The sequence below is a fragment of the Streptosporangiales bacterium genome, from assembly GCA_009379955.1.
GTDB lineage: Bacteria > Actinomycetota > Actinomycetes > Streptosporangiales > WHST01 > WHST01.
Map to the genome: position 1 here is coordinate 1 of WHST01000173.1, position 11111 is coordinate 11111.

Here is an 11111-nt window from a genome sequence, read left to right on the forward strand (position 1 = left end):
CGCGAGGCACCGCCCGCAGCGACGCACCACCATCCACCCACGACCAAGCTCAGCGGCATCCAGCCGGTGAGCCAGCCCACCATGCCCAAGCTCACCTCAAGCCCGGACTTGACTTCGACCTCATAGGTTGGTCAGGCGGCGACGAGGACCTGGCGCACACCCGCGGCGATCTCGACGTCCTCACGGGCGGCGACGACGAACGTGCGCACGCGCGCGCCGTCCGCGGTGATGTCGGCGTCGCCGTCCACCGCCGCGTTGCGGCGCGGGTCGACGCCGGTACCGAGGTACGCGAGGCCGTCGGTCGCCGCCTGACGTACCCCGGCGGCACCTTCCCCCACGCCGCCGGTGAACACAAGGACGTCGAGCCCGCCGAGCGCGGCGGTCATCGACGCGATACCGGCGCGGAGGCGGTGCAGGTAGGTGTCGCGCGCGAGCGTCGCAGCGTCGTCGCCGTCGGCTGCCGAGGCGAGGATCGCCTTCAGGTCGGGGGTGCCGGCGAGCCCGCGGAGACCCGAGCGGTGCTCGAGCGCGCGTTCGAGCTCGGCCACGGCGATGCCTGCGTGCGTGTGCAGCCACAGCAGCAGGCCCGGGTCGACGCTGCCCGACCGCGTCGCCATGACGAGGCCCTCCAGCGGTGTGAAACCCATGGTGGTGTCGACCGAACGGCCGTCGAGCACGGCCGCGAGCGACGCACCCGCACCCAGGTGGCAGACGACGGCGCGGCGTACCGACGAGGCGCCACCGGCGAGCTCGCCCGCCCGCCGCGTCGCGTACGCGTGGGAGAGACCGTGGAACCCGTAGCGGCGGATCCCGTACTCCGCACGCCACTCCTGCGGCAGCGCGTACGTCGCCGCGGGCTCCGGCAGGTGGGCGTGGAACGCGGTGTCGAAGCACGCCACGGCGGGGACGTCGGGCAGCTCCGCGCGCACAGCGGCGATCCCGGCCAGCGACTTCGGCTGGTGCAGCGGAGCGAGGTCGGTGAGGGCGTCGAGCCGCTCCATGACCTCGTCGTCGATGCGCACGGGCATGGTGAACTCGCGTCCGCCGTGCACGACGCGATGGCCGACGGCGTCCGGCGTACCGAGGTCCCGCACCGCCTCGGCGACGTCGGCGGAGTCCCACTCGCCGTCGCTCACCTCGATCGACTCGTGGCCTTGCACGGTGTCGTCGCCGTCGAGGAGGTCGAGCTTCAGACTGCTCGACCCTGCGTTGACCACCAGCACACGCATTAGTGCGGCCAGGTCCACTCGCTGACGTCGGGGGCGTCCTCGCCGTGCTCGCGCGCGTAGGCACGGTGCCGCAGCCGCTCGTCGGCCATGCGCTGTCGCACGTGCCCGGCGCGCGCCGCAAGACCTGGCACGCGGTCGATGACGTCCATCACCAGGTGGAAGCGGTCGAGGTCGTTGAGCATCACCATGTCGAACGGTGTCGTGGTGGTGCCCTCCTCGCGGTACCCGCGCACGTGCAGGTTCGCATGGCCGTTCCTGCGGTAGGTCAGTCGGTGCACGAGGTACGGGTAGCCGTGGAACGCGAAGATGACGGGACGGTCCGCCGTGAACACCGTGTCGTACTCGGCGTCCGACAGGCCGTGCGGATGCTCGCTCTCGGGCAGCAGCCGCATCAGGTCGACGACGTTGACGACGCGCACCCGCACGTCGGGCAGGTGCCGGCGCAGCAGGTCGGTCGCGGCGAGCGTCTCCAGTGTCGGGACGTCGCCGGCGCAGGCGAGCACCACGTCGGGTGCGTCGCCGCCGTCGTTGCTCGCCCACTCCCAGATGCCGAGCCCGCGCGCGCAGTGCACCAGCGCGTCGTCCATCGACGTCCACTGCAGCGCCGGCTGCTTGCCGGCGACGACGACGTTGACGTAGTCGCGCGACCGCAGACAGTGGTCCGTGACCGACAGCAGGCAGTTGGCGTCGGGCGGCAGGTAGACCCTGACGATCTCGGCCTTCTTGTTCATCACGACGTCGAGGAAGCCGGGATCCTGGTGGGTGAAGCCGTTGTGGTCCTGCCGCCAGACGTGCGAGCTGAGCAGGTAGTTCAATGACGGGATCGGTCGGCGCCACGGCAGTTTGCGGGAGACCTCGAGCCACTTGGCGTGCTGGTTGAACATCGCGTCGACGATGTGCACGAACGCCTCGTAGCTGTTGAACAGCCCGTGTCGCCCGGTCAGCAGGTAACCCTCGAGCCAGCCCTGGCACAGGTGCTCGCTGAGCACCTCCATGACCCGGCCGTGCGGGCCGAGGTGCTCGTCGGTGGGCAGCCGGTCACCCTGCCACGCCCGGTCTGTCACCTCGAAGACCGCGCTCAGTCTGTTCGAATCAGTCTCGTCGGGCCCCATGATCCGGAACGTCTCCGGGTTCGCCACGACGACGTCGCGCAGCCAGGCGCCGAGCGTGCGGGTCGCCTCCCCCGTCTCCGTGCCCGGAGCGCCGACCGCGACGGCGTGGTCGCGGAAGTCGGGCAGCTCGAGCTCGTTCGACAGGAGCCCGCCGTTCGCGTGCGGGTTGGCGCTCATCCGGCGATCGCCCTCGGGGGCGAGCCCGTCGAGCCTCCCGACCGGGCGGCCGCCGTCGTCGAACAGCTCGCCGGGACGGTACGAGCGCAGCCACGACTCCAGCTGGGCGAGGTGCTCGGGATTGGTGCGCGTGCCCGACAGCGGCACCTGGTGCGAACGCCACGTGCCCTCGACAGGTACGCCGTCGACCTCGTGCGGCCCGGTCCATCCCTTGGGCGTACGGAGGACGATCATCGGCCAGCGCGGACGCTCCCGCGACCCGCCCTCGCGCGCGGCGGCCTGCGCGTCGGCGATCAGGTCGCACGCGGTGTCGAGCGCCGCGGCCATGGCCTGGTGCACCTGCGCGGGATCGTCGCCGCTGACCAGCAACGGATGGTGCCCGTACCCCTCGAACAGCCGCACCAGCTCGTCCTCGGGGATCCGGGCGAGGAGGGTGGGTCCGGCGATCTTGTAGCCGTTGAGGTGCAGGATCGGCAGCACGGCGCCGTCGTGCACGGGGTCGAGGAACTTGTTCGAGTGCCAGCTCCCCGCGAGCGGTCCCGTCTCCGCCTCGCCGTCACCGACGACGCACGCGACGACGAGCCCTGGGTTGTCGAACGCCGCGCCGTACGCGTGCGCGAGCGAGTAGCCGAGCTCGCCGCCCTCGTGGATCGACCCAGGTGTCTCCGGCGCGGCGTGGCTGGGGATGCCGCCGGGGAAGGAGAACTGCCGGAAGAGGCGCTGCATGCCGCGCTCGTCACGCGAGACGGCGGGATAGATCTCGCTGTACGTGCCCTCGAGCCAGGCGTTCGCGACAGCGGCCGGGCCGCCGTGGCCGGGACCCATGACGTACATGACGTCGAGGTCGCGCGCCCTGATCACGCGGTTGAGGTGGGCGTACCAGAGGTTGAGGCCGGGCGAGGTCCCCCAGTGCCCGAGCAGCCGCGGCTTGACGTGCTCGGGTCGCAGCGGCTCGCGGAGCAGCGGGTTGTCGAGCAGGTAGATCTGCCCGACCGACAGGTAGTTGGCCGCCCGCCAGTACGCGTCGACCGCGGCCAGAGCGTCGTCGTCGAGCGGCTTCCCCATGACCTGCAGCGCGTCGGTCATCGGCACGTTCCTCGACTCGTCGGGATCTGCCGTCACTGCCTTCTCTTGCCGCGCGGCCCGGCGAGGACCTCCTGCATCTTCGCCTTGACGCCTTCCTTGACCATATCCCAGCGGTCGCTGTCGCCACGGACGATCGACTCGAACGCCTTCTCCATCTGGTCCCACGTCACGTGCGGCGGGATCGGCGGCACGGCGGGGTCGGTGACGAACTCGACGACGCATGGCCGGTCGGCCGCGAACGCCTGCTCCCACGCGCCGCGCACGTCGTCGGGCTGCTCCACCTTCACGCCGCGCAGCCCGATGCTCTCCGCGTAACCGGCGTACGGGAAGTCGGGCAGCTGCTGCGAGGGCAGGAACTGCGGCGATCCACCCATCGCACGCAGTTCCCACGTCACCTGGTTGAGGTCGCCGTTGTTCAGCACCGCGACCACGAGGCGCGGGTCGTCCCACTCCCGCCAGAACCGCGCGACGCTGATCAGCTCGTTGATGCCGTTCATCTGCATGGCGCCGTCACCGACGAGCGCGACCGCGGGACGTCCCGGCTCGACGAACTTCGCGCCGACCGCGTACGGCAGTCCCGGGCACATCGTCGCGAGGTTGCCCGACAGCGAGCCGCGCATCCGGCCGCGGAACCGCAGGTGGCGCGCGTACCAGTTGGCGGCAGACCCGGAGTCGGCCGTGATGATCGCGTCGTCGGGCAACTGCGGCGACAGCTCGTGGAACACCAGCTCGGGGTTGATCGGGTCGGCCGAGACGCCGGCGCGGCGTTCCATGACCTCCCACCAGCGGGCGACGTCCTTCTCGATCTTCTCGCGCCACGACCGGTCGGTCTTGCGCTGCAGCATCGGCAGCAGGGCGGTCAGCGTGGCGGTGGAGTCGCCGACGAGGTTGATCTCGTACGGGTACCGCATGCCGATGGTCGTCGGGTCGCGCTCGATCTGCACGGCTCGGGCCTGGTCGTAGGGCGGCAGGAACTGCGAGTACGGGAAGCTGGAGCCGACCGTCAGCAGCGTGTCGCAGTCGCGCATCATCTCGTAGCTCGGCCGGGTGCCGAGCAGCCCGATCGCGCCGGTGACCCAGGGCAACTCGTCGGACAGCACGTCCTTGCCCAGCAACGCCTTCGCGACACCCGCACCGAGGACGTCGGCCACCTGCTCCACCTCGTCGGCGGCGTCGGCGGCCCCCTGCCCGACGAGCATCGCCACGCGCTCGCCGGCGTTGAGCAGGTCACCGGCGCGCTCGACGTCGTCGGCGCGCGGGCGCGGCGCGACCTGCGTCATCCCGAGGCTGGACGGGACCATCTTGAACTCGTGGGTGGGCGGCGAGTAGTCCAGTTCCTGCACGTCGGCGGGGATGATGAGCGCCGTCACCGTGCCCCGCGCTAGTGCGGTGCGGATCGCGCGGTCGAGCACGTTCGGCAGTTGCTCGGGCACCATCACGGTCTGCACGTAGTCGGCCGCGACGTCCTTGTAGAGCGAGGCGAGGTCGACCTCCTGCTGGTAGTCGCCGCCCATGGCGCTCCTGTTGGTCTGTCCGACGATCGCGAGCATCGGCGTGTGGTCGAGCTTGGCGTCGTAGAGCCCGTTCAGCAGGTGGATCGCCCCCGGCCCCGACGTGGCGGCGCAGACGCCGAGACGCCGGGAGAACTTCGCGTAGCCGGTCGCCTCGAACGCGGACAGCTCCTCGTGGCGGGACTGGACGAACCGCGGCCTGTCACCGGCCCGCTCCCAGGCCGCCAGGAGGCCGTTGATGCCGTCGCCCGGGTAGCCGAAGACGTGTTCGACGCCCCATTCCCTCAGGCGTCCGAGCAGGAAGTCGGCTACGGTCTTCGACATGGCTCCTCCCGAAGCTGGGCTGACCCGACGGTTACCCACGGCCGGGGAGGCGAAACCACGGCGACCGTGCGCGACTAGCGGGATCGCGGCGGTGTAGGTGAGCGGCATGACGGGCGACAGCGGGGCGGAGACCGGCGGCGACCCGAGTGGCCCGCGCTGGGCCCGGGCGGTGACGCGTCGGCTGACGCGACGTGCCCGCGACGTCGCGCGGCTCCTCGCCGCGACGCAATCGACCACCATCGGTTCAGGCACCGATGTCGTCATCGTCCCCGGCCTCGCCGTCTCCCGTTACCTGAAGCCACCCCAGTGGCGCATCGCCACCTTCGCCCGCGCCCACCTGGTGGAGCTGCCCGGCGTCGGCGACGCACCGAACGCCGGCGGCGCCCTGACCCTGCACCACGACGCGGCCACGCTCACCGCCTGGCTGCGCACCCACATCGACGGCGCGTACGTGCTGGTGGGCCACTCCTACGGCACGCAGGTCGTCCTGCGGGCCGCCGCCGCGAGCGACGAGCGCCTCCGCGCCGTGGTGCTTGCCAGCCCCACCGTCGATCCCGCATACCGCACCATGCACCGGCTCCTGGGGCGGTGGCTCATCAGCGACCGCCGCGAGCCGCGGGAGCTCCACCGCTCACAACTGCCGGACGCCCGCCACGCCGACCTGCGCCGGGTGACCGCCATGCTGGTGTCGATGCTGACCGATGCACCAGAGCACTGGGCGAGCAGGATCGCCGCGCCGCTGACCGTGGTGATGGGCGAGCGCGACCTCCTGGCACGGCCCGCCTGGGGTCGACAACTCACCCGACGCCCCGGCGGCATGTTCGTCGCCGTCGCCGGGGGCACACACTCGTTCCCGTTCACCCGACCCGACGACCTCGCCCACGCCGTACACGCAACGATCGAGAGGACGGACGGACGTGACAGCACGCGCCCCTGACCGCATGGCGATGCCGCGCGCCGACCTGGGCTGGCGCGGCAGAGTCGCAGGAGAACCGCGACCGTACGGTCGCGGAGAGAAGGAGTCACAGTGCAGGTCACCAATATTTTCGCGGATCTGTCGGTCCCAGACATTGGCGAGGCTCGCGACTTCTACGTCGACTACCTCGGGCTCAGCGTCGAGGGATTCGACATGGGTTGGGTCGCCCGCTTTCAGTCCCCGGACGGCCGAGCCGTCGTTCAACTCGTCACTCGCGACGCGACGGCTCCGCACGATGCGGTGATCTCGGTCGCCGTCGGGGACGGCATCGAGGAGGCGTACGAGGAGGCGAGACGACGGGGCTTCGAGATCGTCCACCCGCTCACGACGGAGTCCTGGGGCATCCGGAGGTTCTTCGTCCGCGCGCCAGACGGCAACGTGATCAACGTGACGGGCCACAAGGACGAGTGAGTTCGGTCGAGTCCGTCGCGCGACCGGATGACGGAGGACGGGGTCCATCACTCGACCGCATCCCGCGCGTCGTGCGTCAGGCGTCGCGGCGGTGGAGGACCGCCCCGGCGAGGAGGAGGGGGATGACGGCCCACGCGGCGAGGAGCAGGGCCGCGACGAGCGGGGTGAACATCGCGTCGTCGACGCCGCCCGTGAGCTGTGAGCGCAGGCCGATCACGCTGACCGAGACGAGCCGGCTCGCCCAGGGCTCAGCGAGCAGGTTCGCCACCTGCGGCAGCACGTAGACCAGGCCGACGACGGTGACGATGCTGCCCGCGGTCGAGCGGAGCACGGTGCCGATGCCAAGGCCCAGCAGGGCCACCACCGTCAGCGCGCCGATCCAGGGGAACAGGTCGCTCAGGGCCAGGTGCAGAGGAGCGCCGATCGGCCGGTCGGCCACGATCGCCTGGGCGGTGCCGTACATGGCGAACACTGTGACCAGGCCGGCGAGGAGCCCCAGGCCGAGGACGACGGCGGCCTTCGCGAGCAGGAATGCCGGCCGCTGCGGTACGGCCACCAGGCTGGTACGGATCGACCTGGTCGCGTACTCACCCGTCATGGCCAGGGCGCCGAACGTCCCGAAGATCAACGGCGCCAGGAGGATGCCCTCGTCGATACCCGCGCCGACCGGTCCGACGTTCGCCCGCACAGACGCCGACGCGTCGTCCCAGAAGCTCACCGCGGCTGCGGTTGCGAGCACGGTGAGGGCGAGCAGGATCACGCCGCCACCGACGAGCAGGTACGGCGTGGAGCGGACGCTGCGGATCTTCAGCCACTCGGAGGCGATCAGGCCGATCATCGGCGTGCCCCGAACTCGACGCTCTGTTCGGTGAGCTCGAGGAAGGCGTCCTCCAGTGACGCGTTGCGCTGCGTCAGCTCCTCGAGTGCGACGCCGTGAGCGTGCGCTATCGCACCGACCTCGCGCGCCGCCAGGCCGGTCACCTGGAGGCTGGCAGGGTCCTCCCCCGTCGCCGAACTCACCGTTGCGCCGGCCGCTTCGAGCGGTCCGGTCAAGCGCGCCGCCTCGGCCGCTCTCACCAGCACCGCACGGTGGAACCGCTCGAGCAGCTCCCGCATCGGCGAGTCGACCAGCAACCGTCCCCTGCCGATGACGACGGCGTGGTCGGCGACCAGTGCCATCTCGCTCATCAGGTGGCTGGAGACCAGGACCGTCCGGCCCTCGGCGGCCAAGGAGCGCAGCAGCCCGCGGATCCAGCGGATCCCGTCGGGGTCGAGCCCGTTGAGCGGCTCGTCGAACAGCAGCACGCCGGGATCGCCGAGCAGCGCTCCGGCAATGCCGAGACGCTGTTTCATGCCGAGCGAGTAACCTCCGACGCGCTTCCGCGCGACGCCGGCCAGACCGACGAGCTCCAGCGCCTCGGTGACCCGGCCCCCGCCGATCCCGTTGGCGAGCGCGAGCGCCCGCAGATGCGGCAGGGCCTTCCTGCCTCGGTGGATCTCGTCGGGATCCAGGAGTGCGCCGGCCTCGTGCAGCGGGCGCCGGATGGTGGCGTACGGCCTGCCGTTGACCAGCGCGCGGCCGGACGTCGGCACGTCGAGCCCGAGCACGGCCCGCATCGTCGTCGACTTCCCCGCCCCGTTGGGCCCGAGGAAGCCGGTCACCTGCCCCGGCCGCACCTGGAAGGACAGCCGGTCGACCGCAAGCGTGCGGCCGTATCGCTTCGTCAGCTGGTCAACCTCGATCATGGCTCCACTCTCCAGGCCCGGCGGCCGGGCACGCATCGCCCACAGGAGTGAACATGTCGCCGGATGTCCGTCCCGAGAACGACGCCGACGGACGGATGCGCCAAAGCGCTGCGGTGCCTAACGTGAGGCCGTGAACCTGCTCACTCGTAGGCTGCGGCGCGGCGAGCTCATCGCATTGGACGCCGCGCTCGGCGTGGGCTTCCTCTTCGAGTACCTCACCTCGGTGAACTCGGTGTGGGTCAACCTGCCGGCCGCCGTGGCGATCGCGGCGCCCGTTGCCGTACGGCGGGTCTGGCCGTTGCTGTCGGCCGTCGTCCTGTGGGGCGGGCTGATCCTGGTGGAGGCGGCGACACACGGCAACGGGATGTTCGCCCTGGTGCTGGTGATGTACACGACCGGGCTGCTCGCGCGCGGACGCCGAGCAGTCGCCGGGCTGCTGATCGGGCTGCCGGCGTCGGTGGCAGCCGCCGTCGTGGATCCGTCACCTACGTTCTGGCTGCTCGCGTTGCTGCCCGTCGACGTGGCCGCGGTGGGCGCCTGGGCCACCGGCCGCGCCGTCCGCACACGCCGGGAGTACCTCGCGCGGGAAGCCAGCCACCGCACCGAGCGCGCTGTCGCCGAGGAGCGGATGCGGATCGCACGGGACATGCACGACGTCGTGGCACACAGCATGAGCCTGATCACCGTGCAGGCGGGCGTCGCGGCACTCGCCGTCGAGGTACGCCCGGACGCAGCAGCCGAGGCGCTGCGGAGCATCGAGCGGACCGGACGCGCGTCCGTGGCAGAGATGCGCAGGATGCTCGGCGTGCTGCGCTCCGCCTCGGAGGATCTCGAGATCGAACGCGCACCGGCACCGGATCTCGACGGCCTGCCCGAGCTGGCCGAAGGAGCCAGGCAGGCGGGCGTCCGGGTTGCCATGAACGTGACGGGGTCGGCCGACCTCCCCGACGGGATGGCCCTGTCGGTCTACCGGATCGTCCAGGAGGCCCTGACCAACGTGGTCAAGCACGCCGCTCCCGCACAGTGCCAGGTCGACGTGGCCGTCGACCGCGGATGGGTCACGATCGAGGTGGTCGACGATGGTCCCGGTGCACGGGTGCTCCCTGGGTCGGCCGACGGGCACGGCCTGGTCGGCATGCGGGAACGGGTGGCAATGTACGGCGGCCGGTTCACCGCCGACCCGCGTCCCGGCGGGGGATTCGGTGTCACCGCGTCCTGGGAGCTCACGTGATCCGGGTGCTGATCGCGGACGACCAGGAGCTGCTCCGCGCGAGCTTCCGCCTCCTGATCGAGATGGCCCCAGACATCTCCGTCGCGGGTGAGGCGGCGGACGGCGCCGAAGCGGTCAGGCTCGCCCGCAGCGAGTCCCCGGACGTCGTGCTGATGGACGTCCGAATGCCGGGGATGGACGGCACCGACGCCACCCGGCGGATCACCGGCCCGCGGGTGCTCATCCTTACCACGTTCGACCTGGACGAGTACGTCTACGCGGCGCTGCGGGCAGGCGCGTCGGGCTTCCTCCTCAAGGACACGCCACCCGAAGAGCTGCTCCGCGCAATCCGCGTGGTCGCCGCCGGGGAGGCACTGCTGGCGCCGACGGTGACCAGCCGCCTGATCGCGACGTTCGTGGACCGACCCGCGAAGCCGACTGCACACCGGAGCCTCGACGGCGTCACTGGCAGGGAACGTCAGGTACTGGAGCTGGTCGCCCGCGGCCTGTCCAACGCCGAGATCGCCGCCGAGCTGCACCTGGTCACCGCCACGGTCAAGACACACGTCAGCCGGCTGCTGGCCAAGCTCCACGCTCGGGACCGGATACAGCTGGTGATAGCCGCCTACGAGTCCGGCCTGGTCTCGGTCAGCGACGGCTGACCGCGGCGCTCGCGCGGAGGAGGTGTTCCGACGCCAGACGTGCACCTTCAGCGAGGCTGCCGAGCTTGAACCACGCCACCGAGTCGTTGATCGCGCCGAAGCCGACGAACGTCCCGAACCCGCAGTCCGTCCCGGCGATGACGCGTTCCCGCCCGACGATGTCGGCGAACCTGCCGATGCGCTGGGCGATCAGGCGTGGGTGCTCGAGCACGTTCGTCTTCACGTCGATGACGCCGGGCACGAGCACCTTGTCGTCGGGGATCCCCAGCTTCCCGAGTTCCTCCCACTCGTGCTCGTGCCTGGGGTTGGCGGCCTCGAACGAGGTGGCGGCTCGGGATCGGCCGGGGAGCAGGTTCCACGTCCACCTGCCGAACTGCGTCGAGTTCGCCGAGTGCCTGTTCGCGGGCGCGCGACTCGGCGCCGTCATGGTGCCGACGAGCCCGGACTCCACTCCCGACGACCTCGAGCGGGTCACCAACCCATGTCACGCGAGACCGCGACCTGCGCGGCGATGGCTGGGTCGCGTCTCTATGGTGGACCGATGGCGTCGGTCAAGCAGATCCAAGTCACCTTCGACTGCGCAGAACCTGAGCGCGTCGCTCGTTTCTGGTGCGAGGTGTTGGGGTACGTCGTACCGCCGCCACCGGAGGGGTTTGCTACTTGGGAC

At 71.0% G+C, this 11111-nt stretch carries 10 protein-coding genes and 1 pseudogene; 6 read left to right on the top strand and 5 right to left on the bottom strand.

Features of this window, described 5'->3' with window-relative positions:
- Positions 1-131 precede the first annotated feature (131 nt).
- Genes GEV10_30330 through GEV10_30340 form a run of 3 tightly spaced genes read right to left on the bottom strand, consistent with a single transcriptional unit; the run spans position 132 to position 5439 of the window.
- Positions 132-1229, bottom strand: coding sequence for an acetate/propionate family kinase (locus GEV10_30330; GenBank protein MQA82708.1), 1098 nt, complete (start codon positions 1227-1229; stop codon positions 132-134).
- The gene (locus GEV10_30335; GenBank protein ID MQA82709.1) at positions 1229-3583 is read right to left on the bottom strand and encodes a phosphoketolase; all 2355 of its coding nucleotides are present in this window, start codon (positions 3581-3583) and stop codon (positions 1229-1231) included. Before GEV10_30335 ends, GEV10_30330 begins: the two co-directional genes overlap by 1 nt.
- A 53-nt stretch (positions 3584-3636) precedes the next feature.
- Positions 3637-5439, bottom strand: coding sequence for a thiamine pyrophosphate-requiring protein (locus GEV10_30340; protein MQA82710.1), 1803 nt, complete (start codon positions 5437-5439; stop codon positions 3637-3639).
- Between the two features lie 106 nt (positions 5440-5545).
- Here GEV10_30340 and GEV10_30345 point away from each other — a divergent pair, with 106 nt between their 5' ends.
- Together GEV10_30345 and GEV10_30350 are read left to right on the top strand one after the other, a co-directional pair.
- Positions 5546-6376, top strand: coding sequence for an alpha/beta fold hydrolase (locus tag GEV10_30345; protein ID MQA82711.1), 831 nt, complete (start codon positions 5546-5548; stop codon positions 6374-6376).
- Between the two features lie 90 nt (positions 6377-6466).
- Positions 6467-6826 carry a glyoxalase gene (locus GEV10_30350; protein ID MQA82712.1) on the top strand — a complete coding sequence of 120 codons (360 nt, stop codon included), beginning with the start codon at positions 6467-6469 and terminating at the stop codon, positions 6824-6826.
- A gap of 76 nt (positions 6827-6902) precedes the next feature.
- Here the strand turns inward: GEV10_30350 and GEV10_30355 are convergent, their stop codons facing one another.
- Both GEV10_30355 and GEV10_30360 read right to left on the bottom strand, forming a co-directional pair.
- Complete coding sequence (locus tag GEV10_30355) at positions 6903-7664, bottom strand: ABC transporter permease (protein MQA82713.1); 762 nt, start codon at positions 7662-7664, stop codon at positions 6903-6905.
- Positions 7661-8572 (bottom strand): ATP-binding cassette domain-containing protein, encoded by a 912-nt coding sequence (locus GEV10_30360; GenBank protein ID MQA82714.1) that lies wholly within the window; start codon positions 8570-8572, stop codon positions 7661-7663. Before GEV10_30360 ends, GEV10_30355 begins: the two co-directional genes overlap by 4 nt.
- A 232-nt stretch (positions 8573-8804) precedes the next feature.
- On the opposite strand from GEV10_30360, the gene GEV10_30365 reads away from it, so the two are divergent.
- The 4 genes and pseudogenes from GEV10_30365 to GEV10_30380 all read left to right on the top strand — a co-directional run.
- Complete coding sequence (locus tag GEV10_30365) at positions 8805-9803, top strand: sensor histidine kinase (protein ID MQA82715.1); 999 nt, start codon at positions 8805-8807, stop codon at positions 9801-9803.
- Complete coding sequence (locus GEV10_30370) at positions 9800-10444, top strand: response regulator (protein ID MQA82716.1); 645 nt, start codon at positions 9800-9802, stop codon at positions 10442-10444. The genes GEV10_30365 and GEV10_30370 overlap by 4 nt, the downstream gene beginning before the upstream one ends.
- 227 nt (positions 10445-10671) lie before the next feature.
- A pseudogene (locus tag GEV10_30375) lies at positions 10672-10908 on the top strand (AMP-binding protein).
- 77 nt (positions 10909-10985) lie between these two features.
- Positions 10986-11111: VOC family protein (locus GEV10_30380; protein MQA82717.1), on the top strand; the 126-nt coding region annotated here is incomplete at its 3' end.

Coding starts and splice junctions, on each gene's coding strand:
- GEV10_30355 (MQA82713.1), bottom strand. CDS start 7,664: ATGATCGGCCTGATCGCCTCCGAGTGGCTGAAGATCCGCAGCGTCCGC.
- GEV10_30345 (MQA82711.1), top strand. CDS start 5,546: ATGACGGGCGACAGCGGGGCGGAGACCGGCGGCGACCCGAGTGGCCCG.
- GEV10_30360 (MQA82714.1), bottom strand. CDS start 8,572: ATGATCGAGGTTGACCAGCTGACGAAGCGATACGGCCGCACGCTTGCG.
- GEV10_30330 (MQA82708.1), bottom strand. CDS start 1,229: ATGCGTGTGCTGGTGGTCAACGCAGGGTCGAGCAGTCTGAAGCTCGAC.
- GEV10_30335 (MQA82709.1), bottom strand. CDS start 3,583: ATGGGGAAGCCGCTCGACGACGACGCTCTGGCCGCGGTCGACGCGTAC.
- GEV10_30340 (MQA82710.1), bottom strand. CDS start 5,439: ATGTCGAAGACCGTAGCCGACTTCCTGCTCGGACGCCTGAGGGAATGG.